At 60.5% G+C, this 14,389-nt stretch carries 10 protein-coding genes; 7 read left to right on the forward strand and 3 right to left on the reverse strand.

Annotated features, from left to right (window positions below; translation table 11 throughout):
* Positions 1–56 precede the first annotated feature (56 nt).
* From JZX89_RS17595 to JZX89_RS17620, 6 genes are all read left to right on the forward strand, one after another.
* Positions 57–350, forward strand: a complete 294-nt coding sequence (locus tag JZX89_RS17595; RefSeq protein ID WP_236776548.1) for a hypothetical protein — start codon at positions 57–59, stop codon at positions 348–350.
* A 120-nt stretch (positions 351–470) separates the two neighbouring features.
* Complete coding sequence (locus tag JZX89_RS17600; RefSeq protein WP_137037139.1) at positions 471–1,022, forward strand: LemA family protein; 552 nt, start codon at positions 471–473, stop codon at positions 1,020–1,022.
* An 87-nt stretch (positions 1,023–1,109) separates the two neighbouring features.
* Positions 1,110–2,387, forward strand: a complete 1,278-nt coding sequence (locus JZX89_RS17605; protein ID WP_207134873.1) for a 3-phosphoshikimate 1-carboxyvinyltransferase — start codon at positions 1,110–1,112, stop codon at positions 2,385–2,387.
* 22 nt (positions 2,388–2,409) lie between these two features.
* Positions 2,410–4,356, forward strand: a complete 1,947-nt coding sequence (locus tag JZX89_RS17610) for a DUF2207 domain-containing protein (protein WP_207134874.1) — start codon at positions 2,410–2,412, stop codon at positions 4,354–4,356.
* Between the two features lie 100 nt (positions 4,357–4,456).
* Positions 4,457–6,892 (forward strand): glycine--tRNA ligase subunit beta, encoded by a 2,436-nt coding sequence (gene glyS / locus JZX89_RS17615; RefSeq protein WP_207134875.1) that lies wholly within the window; start codon positions 4,457–4,459, stop codon positions 6,890–6,892.
* Positions 6,893–7,123: 231 nt separating this feature from the next.
* Entirely contained in the window at positions 7,124–7,618 is a 495-nt protein-coding gene (locus JZX89_RS17620; protein WP_207134876.1) for a 2-thiouracil desulfurase family protein, read from the forward strand.
* 58 nt (positions 7,619–7,676) lie between these two features.
* On the opposite strand, the gene JZX89_RS17625 is transcribed toward JZX89_RS17620, so the two are convergent.
* The 3 genes from JZX89_RS17625 to purD form a co-directional block, all read right to left on the reverse strand.
* Positions 7,677–9,500 carry a methyl-accepting chemotaxis protein gene (locus JZX89_RS17625; protein ID WP_207134877.1) on the reverse strand — a complete coding sequence of 608 codons (1,824 nt, stop codon included), beginning with the start codon at positions 9,498–9,500 and terminating at the stop codon, positions 7,677–7,679.
* Between the two features lie 327 nt (positions 9,501–9,827).
* On the reverse strand, positions 9,828–10,337 hold the full coding sequence (locus JZX89_RS17630; RefSeq protein WP_153513216.1) for a plant virulence effector HPE1-like domain-containing protein: 510 nt from the start codon (positions 10,335–10,337) through the stop codon (positions 9,828–9,830).
* 156 nt (positions 10,338–10,493) lie between these two features.
* Entirely contained in the window at positions 10,494–11,765 is a 1,272-nt protein-coding gene (gene purD / locus JZX89_RS17635; RefSeq protein ID WP_153513217.1) for a phosphoribosylamine--glycine ligase, read from the reverse strand.
* 201 nt (positions 11,766–11,966) lie between these two features.
* Here purD and JZX89_RS17640 point away from each other — a divergent pair, with 201 nt between their 5' ends.
* Entirely contained in the window at positions 11,967–14,291 is a 2,325-nt protein-coding gene (locus tag JZX89_RS17640; RefSeq protein ID WP_207134878.1) for a Tex family protein, read from the forward strand.
* Positions 14,292–14,389 lie beyond the last annotated feature (98 nt).

Here is a 14,389-nt window from a genome sequence, read left to right on the forward strand (position 1 = left end):
TGTTTATACTTGGATGCATGCTCGGAAATAGTGCGAATGCGGAAACGTCAGAGTGGATGAGCGGCAAGGACGCCTTTTCCCGTGCAGACAAGCTGCGCTCTTTCGGAATGATCGTCACCCGCATGGATTGCAAGGACAGCGGCCAGCGAACGCTTGATGTGGGCAGCGCGCTCGTTCGCATGCACTACACGCGCAACACGGAAATGCGCGACTGGGTCATAGACGGCTGGAACCATCTGGAAGAAAACAAGAACTATTGGGCCGAGCGCGGCTACAGGCTTGCCTCCCACACGCTTTTTGTCCGCAAGGCCTCCGGGCTGAAATTGTATTGTACCGTCTTTTATAAATAACGGATGCCTGTTTCGCGCAGCGTGTTTCTCCCGGCAAAAACGGACAGAATGAGCGAAGCCCCATGACTTTGCGGTAATGAGCGGCTATCGTGCGCGCAACGAAGCTGGGAATCGCAATTCATGTTCATCACGCTGGCAATCATCGCGGCAATCGCGCTTTATGTCGTCTTCATCTATAACGGCCTCGTCAAGGCTCGGCAGATGAAGGAAGAGGCGTGGTCGGGTATCGACGTGCAGCTGAAGCGCCGCGCCGATCTCATCCCCAACCTCATCGAGACCGTGAAGGGGTATGCGGCGCATGAAAAGAGCACCTTCGAGGAGGTGATTGCCATGCGCAACCGGGCGCAGGCCGTGCCGGCTGGTGATGTCGAAGGCCGCGCCCAGGCGGAAGGCCTGCTGTCGCAGGCGCTCGGCAAGCTCTTTGCGCTCGCCGAAGCTTATCCCGATCTCAAGGCCAATACGAATTTTCTGGAATTGCAGCGCTCGCTTGAAACCATCGAAGGCGAACTCCAGATGTCGCGCCGTTATTACAATGGTGCGGCGCGCGATCTCAACGTCAAGGTGGAAAGCTTCCCGTCCAATCTCGTCGCCGGCCAGTTCGGGTTTTCCAAGGCGCCCTATTTCGAGATCGACAACCCGGCCGACCGTGCCGTGCCGACCGTGAAATTCTAAGGACACCGTTCTTCTGACGGTTTAAAACCTCCCGCTCAAATTCCGATAATCCGGCTCCGCGCCGCATTCTTTGACAAGACGACGATCATGATCGAATTGACCATCACCCCGCCCGGCCACCCGCTTTCCGGCAAGGTCGAGCCGCCCGGCTCCAAATCCATCACCAACCGCGCGCTTCTGCTCGCCGGCCTCGCCAGGGGCAAAAGCCACTTGTCCGGCGCGCTGAAAAGCGATGACACGCTTTATATGGCCGAAGCCCTGCGCGAGATGGGCGTGAAAGTCACCGAGCCTGATGCCACCACCTTCGTGGTGGAAGGGACCGGCGTGTTGCAGCAGCCGGAAAAGCCGCTTTTCCTTGGCAATGCCGGTACCGCTACGCGCTTCCTCACCGCCGCAGCCGCGCTTGTCGATGGTGCCGTCATCATCGATGGCGACGAGCACATGCGCAAACGCCCGATCATGCCGCTGGTGGAGGCGCTACGCGCCCTCGGTGTTGAGGCGGACGCGCCGACCAGCTGCCCGCCCGTCACCGTGCGCGGCAAGGGCATGGGTTTCCCGAAGGGCAACGTCACCATCGACGCCAACCTCTCCAGCCAATATGTGTCAGCACTTCTGATGGCCGCCGCCTGCGGCGACAAGCCTGTCGATATCATCCTCAAGGGCGAGGAAATCGGCGCGAAGGGATATATCGATCTCACCACGTCAGCCATGGAAGCCTTCGGCGCCAAGGTGGAGCGGGTTAGCAACGCCATCTGGCGCGTGCATCCCACGGGCTATACGGCCACCGATTTCCACATCGAGCCGGATGCTTCCGCCGCCACCTATCTCTGGGGTGCGGAACTGCTGACCGGCGGCGCGATCGATATCGGCACGCCTGCCGACAAGTTCACCCAGCCGGATGCCAAAGCCTACGACGTCATGGCCAAGTTTCCTCATCTACCCGCCGAAATCGACGGCTCGCAGATGCAGGACGCCATTCCGACTATCGCGGTTCTGGCCGCTTTCAACGAAACGCCGGTGCGTTTCGTCGGCATCGCCAACCTGCGCGTCAAGGAATGCGACCGCATCCGTGCCGTCTCGCTCGGGCTCAACGAAATCCGTAACGGTCTGGCGCATGAGGAAGGTGACGACCTGATCGTACATTCCGATCCCGCACTGGCGGGCCAGACGGTGAATGCCTCCATCGATACCTTCGCCGATCACCGCATCGCCATGAGCTTTGCGCTGGCGGCGCTGAAGGTCGGCGGCATCGCCATCCAGAACCCCGCCTGCGTGGCCAAGACCTACCCGGCTTACTGGAAAGAGCTCGCCTCGCTCGGCGTCGAGTACACGGAAAAGGAAAGCGCTGCCGAGCCGCAGCACTGAAGCCATCAAGGAGGGATCGCCCGTGAAGACCATCGCCGCAAGACTTCTCGCGCTGTTCGTCTTCCTGGGCGTGGCCTTTCCGGCCTTCGCGGAGGAATTCATCCGTTCCTACCATTCCGTCGTCGAGGTGGCGGCGGATGGCGAGCTGGCGGTGACGGAAACCATCACCGCGCGCGCCGAAGGGCAGAACATCAAGCGCGGCATCTTCCGCGATTTCCCGCTTTACGCGCTGGATGCGAATAACCGCCGCACGAAGGTGGATTTCAACGTCGTTTCGGTGGAGCGGGATGGCGCGCCGGAAAACTGGCGCACCGAAAATATCGATGGTGGCATCCGCATCTATACCGGCAGCGCCGACCGTTTTCTGCCAACCGGCGAGCACGTCTTCCAGATCACCTATACTACCGCCCGGCAGATCCGTTATTTCAGCGATTACGACGAACTCACCTGGAACGTCACCGGCAATGGCTGGCAGTTCCCGATGGGCGAGATTTCCGCGACCGTGGTTTTGCCTGATGGCGTGAAGGCGACAGATACCAACGTCTTCACCGGACCCTTTGGAGCAAAAGGCAAGGATGCGCGGGTTCTGAACGAAGGCAACGAGGTGTTCTTCGCCTCCACTCGCCCGTTTTCGGTGGGTGAGGGCATGACGGTTGCCGTCAAGCTGCCGAAGGGCGCTATCGCCGCACCCGACACCTCGCAGGAAACGGGCTGGTGGCTGCGCGACAATCTCGCCATCCTGCTTTCCGGCGGCGGGCTTTTGGCTATTTTGCTCTATTATCTGCGGGCGTGGTTCGCGGTGGGCCGCGATCCGGCCCGTGGCGTGGTCGTGCCGCGCTGGGATGCGCCGGAGGGGCTTTCTCCAGCTCTGGTCAATTACGTCGACAACAGGGGTTTTTCCGGCGCGGGCTGGACGGCGCTCTCCGCCTCGGCACTTGACCTCGCGGTCAAAGGTTATGTCGTTCTGGAAGACCTGAAGAATTCCATCGTCATCCGCCGCACCGAAAAGGAAAGCGCCGCCAATCTGCCGACGGGGCAGAAAACGTTGCTCGCCTCCATCGGTGGCCCGGGCGAAACGCTGACAATCGACAAGGCCCATGGAACGGAAGTCGAAAAAGTCGGCAAGCAGTTCCGCGCGGCGATAGAGAAAGAACATCGCGGCAAATATTACCACAGCAATGCCGGCTACGTCTTTTTCGGCATCTTCTTCAGCGTCTTCATTGTCGTTGCGACGCTGGTGTTTGGCGATCTCGATGAAATCGCCATTGCCGCCGTGCTGGTTTTCGGCTTTTTCGCATTGTTCTTCAGCATTCTGTCTATCGGCATCGGCCGGCAGTTCTCGCGCGGCGCATCGCTGAAAAAGCGGATCGGCGGCATCGTCATGCTGGCCTTTGCCGGTTTCGTGGCTTTCTCGGTTATCGGCGGCATCGCCACGCAGATCCTGCTGGATGTGACGCATGATACGAAATCGCTGGCGCTGGCGGCCATTGGCGGCATCATCCTTACCAATGCGCTTTTCCTGTTCCTGATGGGCGCGCCAACCCCGCTTGGCCGCAAGCTGATGGATGGCATCGAGGGCCTCAGAACCTATCTGACGCTGGCGGAAAAAGACCGCATGAACATGGCGAGCGCGCCTGCCATGTCGCCGCAACATTTCGAGACCTTGCTGCCCTATGCCGTCGCGCTCGGCGTTGAAAAACCGTGGAGCCGCACCTTTGAAACATGGCTTGCGACAGCCGCCGCCGGTGCTGCCGTGGCAAGCTATGCACCCGGCTGGTATGCAGGCAGCAATTACGGCAGCTTTGGCGACAGGATCGGCGGGTTCTCCTCGACCATGGCAAGCACCATCGCCTCCACCATTCCCCAACCCGTCAGTTCGTCCAACTCCAGCTTTTCTAGCGGTGGCGGCGGCGGCGGTTTTTCCGGCTCGGGCGGCGGCGGCGGTGGCGGCGGCGGCGGCGGCTGGTAATGCCCGCGCGCGGTAATTTAACCGAATGCATTGGTGACTTTTGCTGCGTTGCTTGCTAAGCCGACCGCAATCGTCCGACAACAGATAAAGTCCTGATCCCATGCCCGATCTTCTGCTTGAACTCCGCTCCGAGGAAATCCCCGCCCGCATGCAGCGCAAGGCGGCGGGCGATCTGAAGAAACTCGTCACCGATGCCTTGGTGGAGAGAGGGCTGACCTACGAAGGCGCGCGCGAATATTGGACGCCGCGCCGCCTGACGCTGGATATTCGCGGCCTCAACGCCCGCTCCGCCGATGTGCGCGAAGAAAAGAAGGGTCCGCGCACCGACGCCAATGAAAAGGCCATCGAAGGCTTTTTGCGCGGCGCTGGTCTCAATGATATCTCGGAAGCGCAGGTCGTTTCCGATCCGAAGAAGGGCGATTTCTACGTCGCCATCATCAACAAGCCCGGCCGCCCGGCGGAAGAGATCATCGCCGAGGTGATGCCCGGCATCATCCGCTCCTTCCCCTGGCCGAAATCCATGCGCTCCGGCCCGGCCTCCATGCCAAAGGGTTCCAGCTATGCCGGCATCGAAGGCAAGGGCTCGGAAAGCCTGCGCTGGGTGCGCCCGCTGCAATCCATCGTCTGCCTGTTCGGCCCCGAACATGACGAAACGCAGGTCATTCCGTTCGTTATCGACGGCATCGTCGCCGGCAATGTCACCTATGGCCACCGTTTCCATGCACCCGGCCCGATAACCGTGCGCCGTTTTGAGGATTATGTCTCGAGCCTCGAAAAGGCAAAGGTCATTCTCGATGCGGAGCGCCGCAAGGATATCATTCTGCACGACGCCAAGGATCTGGCCTTCGCCAATGGTCTCGACCTGGTGGAAGACGAAGGTCTGCTGGAAGAGGTCTCCGGCCTCGTCGAATGGCCGCAGGTGCTGATGGGCACCTTCGAGGAAGACTACCTGCAGATCCCGGCGGAAATCATCCGCCTCACCATCAAGACCAACCAGAAGTGTTTCGTCACCCGCAATCAGGGTGCGGAAGAAGGCCTTTCCAACCGCTTCATCCTGATCTCGAATATCGAGGCAAGCGATGGCGGCAAGGAAATCATCCACGGCAACGGCAAGGTCGTGCGCGCCCGCCTGTCGGATGCCCGCCATTTCTGGAACCGCGACCAGGGCGATCTGCCCGATCTGGAAACACTGAAGGATTCGGCTGCGAAGTTCGATCTCGATCTCAAAAAGCCGCTCGATCAGCGCATGGCAAAGCTCGACGCGTTGAACGTTACCTTCCACGCCAAGCTCGGCACGCAGGGTGAGCGCGTGGCCCGCATCCGCGAACTGGCCAAGGCGCTGGCCCCCGTCGTTGGTGCCGATGCCAATCTGGTGGACCGCGCGGTGGTGCTGGCCAAGGCCGACCTGCGCACCGAAGCCGTTGGCGAATTCCCCGAGCTTCAGGGCTTGATGGGCCGCAAATATGCGGCGCTTCAGGGCGAAAACGAGAGCGTCGCGGCTGCGATCGAAGATCACTACAAACCGCAAGGCCCCTCGGATCGCCTGCCGGCCGACAAGGTGGCGATCACGGTGGCGCTGGCCGACAAGCTCGACACTCTCGTCGGCTTCTGGGCCATCGATGAAAAGCCGACCGGCTCGAAGGACCCGTTTGCGTTGCGCCGCGCGGCGTTGGGTGTGGTGAGGGTTATTCTGGAGCGGAATGTCCGCAGCAAGCTTTCTGGTATCGTAGCAGGTGCCTACCTTCGAGTGCTTCTTGGCAAGCAAGTGGGCGGACAAAAAGTTTACTATCGTGAACAAGAGGCCAATGATAACGGCGTCTTAGCTTTTGTGACCATTACTCACCAGTTCCATGAACACATGTGGGAACGGGTTGAAAAAGGTGTGGTAGATGTATCTCAGCCATTCTGGGTTACCCAAGAGATAGATGCTCAACAAACCGAGCATGGGGTAACTTTTACCGATAGCTTAGCTCAGAAGAATGTTGTTCAAACCTTTCCGCCGCTTGCGGAAATTACTACAGACCTGATCTCCTTCTTCCACGACCGCCTGAAAGTTTACCTCCGTGACCTCGGCGCACGTTACGATCTGATCGACGCGGTTCTGACGCCGGAATCCGATGATCTCCTGATGATCGCCCGACGTGTCGAGGCGCTCACCGCCTTCATCACCGGCGAGGATGGCCGCAACCTTCTGGCGGGCGCCAAGCGCGCCACCCAGCTTCTGGCCGCCGAGGAAAAGAAGGGCACCGTGGTTGCCGATGGCGTTTCGGAAGAGCTGCTGAAGCTGGATGCCGAAAAGGCGCTTTACGCGGCGATCAAGACCGCCTCCGCCGATGCCGCAAAGGCCGTCGAAGGCGAAGATTTCCGCTCCGCCATGCAGGCGCTTTCGACGCTGCGCGCGCCCGTCGACAAGTTCTTCGAGGATGTGCTCGTCAACGACGAGGACGCCGCCATCCGCGCCAACCGTCTGGCGCTGCTGAAGGCCATCCGCGAAGCGACCGGAACGGTTGCGGATTTCTCGAAGATTACGGGGTGAGTGAATTGTGGGTAACCGGGTATGTCAGCGTACTTGGTTCACCCCCCTCTGTCCTGCCGGACATCTCCCCCACAAGGGGGGAGATCGGCAAGAGGGCGCTCCCCGTAAAAATTTGCAACGTCGGAGGTGGTCGAGAGGTTGCCACGATTCGATCTCCCCCCTTGTGGGGGAGATGTCCGGCAGGACAGAGGGGGGTAAGCCGCAGCTTCCGCTCCCGCAGGATGTTTCCCATTGACCCACACGCCTCCCAAAATCCTCATCAGCGCCTGCCTCCTCGGCCAGCCCGTCCGTTACGACGGCAAGGGTAAACCCCTATCCCACCCTGCAATAGAGCGCTGGCGAAGCGAGGGCAGGCTGGTAACGATCTGTCCGGAGATGGCGGGTGGTATGCCCGTGCCGCGTCCACCGGCGGAAATCGAGAGGGGTGCGTCTGGTCTTGATGTGCTGGAGGGCCGCGCCCGCGTGCTGGAGGTGACCGGTGGTGATGTCTCCGCGCAATTTATTGCCGGTGCGGAAAAGGCGCTTGCCTTTGCCAAGGCCAATGGCTGCACCCACGCGCTTTTGATCGACGGCAGCCCGTCCTGCGGGTCGGTCGCGATCTATGATGGTTCGTTCTCCGGCCTCAAACATCCGGGCAACGGCGTGACGGCTGCGCTGCTTGAGCGTGCGGGCATTTCGGTCTTTTCGCCAGCCGACATCGACAGGCTGGATGCTATGACACGTTGAAACGAAAAGCGCCGGAGTTTCCCCCGGCGCCGTTTTTGATCGATAGCCTCAAAGCGTATCACCCCGCCATACGCATCTGCTCTGCCATGCCGTGAAGCTGGTGTCCGGAAGAGACGCGGAAGCCGCGGATGAGGTTCAGCAGCTCTTCGGTGTCCACGGCCAGCGCCTCTGCCGAAGCCGTGGTTTCTTCCGCCATGGCGGCATTATGCTGGGTGGCGACGTCGAGCTGGTTCAGCGAGGTGGAAATCGAGCGCAATGTCGTGTCCTGTTCGGCGGCCGAATGGGCGATCTTGCTGACGATCTCGTTGGCGGATTTGATCTGGTCCGAGATGCGTTTCAGCGCTTCTCCGGTCTCGCCGACAAGGCGCACGCCGTTTTCCACCTGGGCGGAAGATCGGGAGATCTGGTCCTTGATCTCCTTGGCAGCGGCGGCGGATTTCTGCGCCAGCTCGCGCACTTCCTGCGCCACCACGGCAAAGCCCTTGCCGGCCTCACCGGCACGCGCTGCCTCCACACCGGCATTCAGCGCCAGAAGGTTGGTCTGGAAGGCGATGTCGTCGATCACGCCGATGATGTTGGAAATCTGGTCGGAAGACTGTTCGATGCCGCTCATCGCTGATATCGCCTCTTCCACCACCCGGTCGCTGCGCATGGCCTCCGAGCTGACGGTGGTGACGCGCTTGGCGGCGTCGGCTGCGCCTTCCGCCGTCTGGCGCACCGCAACGGTCAATTCATCCAGTGCGGCCGAGGTTTCCTCAAGGTTCGCGGCCTGCCGTTCGGTGCGCTGCGAAAGCTCGTTGGAGGCCTTGCGGATTTCCTCCTTGGAGCCGCCAATATCGATGCTCTTGGAGTTCACCTTGGCCATGGCGGCATCAAGATGCGTCAGGGCCTCGTTGAAATTGTCACGCAGCGCCGCATAGCGATTACCGAGATCGCCGCAGCGCACGGTCAGATCGCCGCCGGCCAGCTTTTCCAGCGCCTCGCCGATGGTGGTGACGACGCGGGCCTGCAATGCGGCTTCGTCGCGCTGCATGTCGAGATTGTTCTGGCGTTCCGTGTCGAGCTGGTCCTGCTGTTCTTCCTGCCGGCGCTGCATGGCGTGGCGCTCGCGCACCTTGTCCTGCAGCGAGGCGGTGGCTTTCGCCATCATGCCCACCTCGTTGGTAAGGCCGGTATGGGGAATGGTAAGCGAGACGTTCTCATTGGCCACTTCGCCAAGTGCGCGGTGAATATCGCCGAGCGGTCTGGAAATGCCGCGAATGACGTAGAAAGCGGCGGCGAGCGCCAGCACGAAGATGGCGGCACCGATGGACAGCGCCTTCATCACCTCGCCGCGAACCTGCGCATTCAGATCATCGATGTAAACGCCGGTCACGACCACCACCTGCCAGGGCTCGAAGGCAAGTGCGTAAGAGCTTTTGGCGTAATCATTGCCTTCCATGCCGGGCTTTGGACCGTAGAAATCCGTCTGGCCGCCGCCGTTGCGGCCAAGCCGAACCAGCTCGTCACGATAAGCGAAGCCTTTGCTGTCTGGCTTGCCCCTGTAGTTTTCGCCGACCCGCTTGGCATCGGGATGGAACTTCATCGTCACGTCATAGTCGTAACCGAACAGATAGCCATCAGGGGTGAACCTGATGGCGCTGACGGTGGCGTAAGCCTGTTTCATGGCTTCTTCCCGCGACAGCGTTCCGGCCGTTTCCTTGTCATGGAAGGATTGCAGAATGGAAATGGCCGATTGCACCTGCGTCCGCAACATGCCGTAGCGTTCCTCATAGATCGCATCGGTGGCGGATTTCAGCTGGTAGAAGGTCGCTACGGAGAAGGCGGCCATAAGGGCCACCACGAGCACGATCAGTTGACGGGAGATGGAGAGGTTCTTCATGGGCGCTCACAAGCGTTTTGCATCGCGGCCTGAAAAGGTCGCGCGCTGCCGAAGTTTCGGAAATGGGAATAGCGCCTGATGCGCGGTGAAGGGCCTGAAAAGCGAGCGTCCGCCTCAGGCCTCATATTGTGCTGCATTGCACCATGAAGTCACTTAGCGGCCAAAAATTTGAATAAATATTTAATTAGCAAAAGCTTTATCAGCTTGGCTGACAGAATAACGGCCGGAAAATATATTATTCCCCGAATGGTTGCTGAGAGCTACGATAAATACAGCAATGACGCGATTATTTGACGTTTGTCAGGAAAGCGCGCCGAGTACTGCCCGTCAGTTGCCACGCAATTTGAAATCCGGGAATACGGGTGCGGTGACCGCCGAGGCGCTGATCGAAGCTGCGGCATTGTCGGCAGAGATTTCCTTGACGCCGGCGGTCGTCGTCGTCACGTCGATGCCGGCAGGTGTCGAAACCGTTTCTTCCGGGTGCGCCACGGGTTCGGCATCGTCATAGGTTGCGATTGCGGTGCTGGAGGTTTCCGGCATCCATGCGGGATTGGTGCTGACGAAGGTAACCGGCGCACCGCCGAGCCATGCTTCGGTGCGGATAAGTGTGCGTTTTCCGTCGATTTCGCGCATTTCCGAATGCTGCGTTCCCGGCTCGATGGACGGAATGGCATAACCCTGCGCTGGCGTTTTGTCTTTCACGGGTTCGCAGCCCGTGCAGTCACGGCGAATGAAGCTGCCGTTGCTGGCATGGACGCCATTGATATATTCGATGGAAGACGCCATGGCCGACCCGCTGGTCAGCGCGATAATGGCTGTCAAAAGAAGACGACGCATCGAAAAACCCCCGAAATAACCGCAAAACCCGTGGCACAGGCACGGCGCGTCATTCAATATTCGGGCAAATATTACCGGTCTTTCGTTTCCATCGGGTCAGCAAACTTGGTAAAAATTGAACGAAATATTCGTTCTCAACGCTGTCTGCTTTAAGTATCAGGCCTTTTCGCGGGCCACGGCCTGCCAGCCGATATCACGGCGGCAGAAGCCGTTTTCCCATTCCACTTTGTCCGTCAGTGCATAGGCGCGTGCCTGCGCCTCCGTCACGTCTTTTCCAAAAGCGGTGACGTTCAGCACACGTCCGCCGGTCGCGACAAGCTGGCCATCCTTCAGCGCGGTTCCGGCATGGAACACCTTTGCCTCTTCGCTGGCATCGGGAATATGGGCGATCGGCGTGTTCTTGTCGTAAGCGCCGGGATAACCCCTGGAAGCCAGAACGACGGTCAGCGCCGCATCGTCACGCCATTCCGCCTGCACCTTGTCCAGAGTACCGGTGGCGGTGGCGTAAAGGATCGGCAGAAGGTCGCTCTTGAGGCGCATCATCAGCACCTGGCACTCGGGATCGCCGAAGCGCACATTATATTCGATCAGTTCCGGACCTTTGGCGGTGATCATCAGGCCGGCGAAGAACACGCCCGAGAAGGGATTGCCGTCCTTGGCCATGCCTGAAATCGTCGGCTCGATGATCTCCTTCATGGTGCGCTCCACCATGGCTGGTGTCATGACGGGGGCGGGGGAATAGGCGCCCATTCCGCCGGTATTCGGGCCGGTGTCGCCATCGCCCACACGCTTGTGATCCTGCGCGGTGGCGAGCGCCAGCGCCGTCTTGCCGTCCGAAAGGCAGAAGAAGCTCGCTTCCTCGCCATCGAGAAAGGCTTCCACAACCACCTCGGCACCGGCAGCACCAAACGCGCCGTCGAAACACTCATCGATGGCGGCAAGGGCTTCGTCTTCCGTCATCGCCACGGTCACACCCTTGCCGGCGGCAAGCCCGTCCGCCTTGATGACGATGGGCGCGCCCTGTTCACGGACATAGTCTTTCGCCGGTTCGGCGGCCTTGAAACGCTGGTAAGCGCCGGTCGGAATATCGTAACGGGCGCAGAGATCCTTGGTGAAACCCTTGGAGCCCTCAAGCTGGGCGGCTGCCTTCGAAGGTCCGAAGGTCGCGATGCCGGCGGCGCGCAGATCGTCCGCCAGACCCGCCACCAGCGGCGCTTCCGGGCCTACGATCACAAAATCGATCGATTTTTCTTTCGCAAAAGCGATGACGGCGGCGTGGTCTTCCACGTCAAGCGCCACGAGCGTCGCGTGGTCGGCAATGCCGGGATTGCCGGGTGCGGCGTAAAATTCTTCAAGCAGGGGAGACTTTGCGATTTTCCACGCCAGCGCATGTTCGCGTCCGCCGGAACCGATCAACAGAACTTTCATGGTCAACACCCCTGCAAATTCGCCAGTAACCTTGTGTCAGCGGCGTTAAGGGCAGGGGGGCGAAAGGTCAAGGAGAAAGCACCGCAAAGGCCTGTCTTTCCCTTGATCGCCGCCTTTCCTGTGGAATCGTTCCTGCCTCTTGTTGTCACGCCACAATCAGACATTATGTTCGCCGCTCCAGACGTCACATCAGAGAACCTCATGACCGCAGATAATGCCCGCCTCGCCACGCTCATCGCTTCTGAAATCAACGCCCGTCCCGATCAGGTAAAGGCGGCGGTGGGCTTGCTGGACGAGGGCGCGACCGTTCCCTTCATCGCCCGTTACCGCAAGGAGGTGACCGGCGGCCTCGATGACACCCAGCTTCGAACGCTGGCGGAACGCCTTGTCTATCTGCGGGAACTCAATGCGCGCCGCGCCTCCATCGTCGAGACCATCAACGGTCAGGGCAAGATGACGGATGCGCTGATGGTCAAGATCATGCAGGCTGGCACCAAGGCGGAGCTGGAAGACCTTTATCTGCCCTATAAGCCCAAGCGCCGCACCCGCGCGGAAATCGCCCGCGAACGTGGTCTCGGCCCACTGGCGGAAGCCATCTGGGAAAACCGCGCTAGCGATCCGGCGAAACTTGCAGAGGCCTATATCAAGGACGAAGTGGCCGATGTGAAAGCGGCGCTCGAAGGCGCGCGCGACATCGTAGCGGAAACCATGACGGAAAACGCTGATCTCCTCGGGCGTCTGCGCGACTACATGCGCCAGAACGCCATTTTCCTCGCCAAGGTGGTGGATGGCAAGCAGGCGACGGGCGAAAAATTCTCCGACTATTTCGATCATTTCGAACGCTGGTCGACGGTGCCGGGCCACCGGGCTCTGGCCATGCTGCGCGGCTGGAACGAGGAAATTCTGACGCTGACGATCGATGTCGATGCCGACGACCCGTCACCGGTGAAGCCCGCACAGCGCACTGTCGCGGCCGCCTTCGATATCCGCAATGCCGGTCCCGCCGATCAGTGGCTGATGGAAGTGGCGGGCTGGACCTGGCGGGTGAAGCTCTCCATGTCGCTGTCGCTCGATCTCATGCGCGAAGTGCGCGAGCGGGCGGAAGAAGAGGCGATCAACGTTTTCGCCCGCAACCTCAAGGATTTGCTGCTGGCCGCACCTGCCGGTTCGCGCGCCACCATGGGCCTCGATCCCGGCATCCGCACCGGCGTCAAGGTGGCGGTAGTGGACGGCACCGGCAAGCTGCTCGACACATCGACCGTTTATCCCTTCCAGCCCAGGAACGACGTGCGCGGCGCGCAGGCGGAACTCGCTTTGCTCATCCGCAAGCACAATGTCGAACTGATCGCCATCGGCAACGGCACCGGCAGCCGCGAAACGGAAAAGCTGGTCGCCGATCTTCTGGCGCAGATGCCGGCCTCGGCGTCGGGAACAAAGCCAACCAAGGTCATCGTTTCGGAGGCGGGCGCTTCTGTCTATTCCGCGTCGGAACGGGCGGCGGCGGAATTCCCCAATCTCGATGTTTCCATCCGCGGAGCCGTCTCCATTGCGCGGCGCCTTCAGGATCCGCTGGCGGAACTGGTGAAGATCGAACCAAAATCCATCGGTGTTGGTCAATACCAGCACGATGTCGATCAGGGCCGGCTCAGCCGCTCGCTCGATGCTGTCGTGGAAGATGCGGTGAACGCCGTCGGCGTCGATCTCAATACGGCCTCGTCGCCGCTTCTGGCGCGGGTCTCCGGCCTCGGAACTTCGATTGCCGACGCTATCGTTGCCCATCGCGACCAGACCGGCCCCTTCGCCAGCCGCAGGGAATTGCTGAAAGTGCCGCGCCTTGGCCAGCGCACGTTTGAACAATGCGCCGGCTTTCTGCGCATCCCGAACGGCAAGGAGCCGCTGGATGCGTCTTCGGTGCACCCGGAAGCCTATGGCGTGGCGAAAAAGATCGTCGCTGCCTGTGGCCGCGATCTGCGCACGTTGATGGGTGATAGCGCCACGCTGAAGGGGCTCGATCCGAAGCGGTTCATCGATGAACAATTCGGTCTGCCGACCGTCAAGGACATCATCGCCGAGCTGGAAAAGCCCGGCCGCGACCCGCGCCCGAGCTTCAAGACGGCGACTTTTGCCGACGGCGTGGACGAGATCACCGACCTGAAGCCGGGCATGTTGCTGGAAGGCACCGTCACCAATGTCGCCGCCTTCGGCGCATTCGTGGATATCGGCGTGCATCAGGACGGGCTGGTGCATGTCTCGCAACTGGCCGACCGTTTCGTGAAGGATCCGCATGAGGTCGTCAAGGCGGGCGATGTCGTCAAGGTGCGAGTCGTCGAAGTGGATGTGAAGCGCAAGCGCATCGGTCTCACCATGCGCAAGGATGGCGGAGAGGCGGCACCGCAGCCGATGCGCGAAAAGGGCAATGCGAGCGCCATGCGCCACGCGACATCCAAGCCGCAAGAACGCAACGAGGGGTCGCAATCCGGTGGTGCCCTTGCAGCAGCGCTGGCCGAGGCAATGAAGCGACGCTGACCTAAGGTTGAAATGATTTTTACCGAAAAGCCCTGTCGGATACCCCGGCGGGGCTTTTTATTTGATGAAATCGTTCAATTTTTTTGAAATAAGACTAT

The organism is Agrobacterium burrii (genome assembly GCF_017313405.1).
Taxonomy (GTDB): Bacteria; Pseudomonadota; Alphaproteobacteria; order Rhizobiales; family Rhizobiaceae; genus Agrobacterium; species Agrobacterium burrii.

Bases quoted from the DNA above. Each gene is read 5' to 3' on its own strand.
- JZX89_RS17595 (WP_236776548.1), top strand. From the start codon at position 57: ATGAGCGGCAAGGACGCCTTTTCCCGTGCAGACAAGCTGCGCTCTTTC.
- JZX89_RS17600 (WP_137037139.1), top strand. From the start codon at position 471: ATGTTCATCACGCTGGCAATCATCGCGGCAATCGCGCTTTATGTCGTC.
- JZX89_RS17605 (WP_207134873.1), top strand. From the start codon at position 1,110: ATGATCGAATTGACCATCACCCCGCCCGGCCACCCGCTTTCCGGCAAG.
- glyS (WP_207134875.1), top strand. From the start codon at position 4,457: ATGCCCGATCTTCTGCTTGAACTCCGCTCCGAGGAAATCCCCGCCCGC.
- JZX89_RS17625 (WP_207134877.1), bottom strand. From the start codon at position 9,500: ATGAAGAACCTCTCCATCTCCCGTCAACTGATCGTGCTCGTGGTGGCC.
- JZX89_RS17630 (WP_153513216.1), bottom strand. From the start codon at position 10,337: ATGCGTCGTCTTCTTTTGACAGCCATTATCGCGCTGACCAGCGGGTCG.
- purD (WP_153513217.1), bottom strand. From the start codon at position 11,765: ATGAAAGTTCTGTTGATCGGTTCCGGCGGACGCGAACATGCGCTGGCG.
- JZX89_RS17640 (WP_207134878.1), top strand. From the start codon at position 11,967: ATGACCGCAGATAATGCCCGCCTCGCCACGCTCATCGCTTCTGAAATC.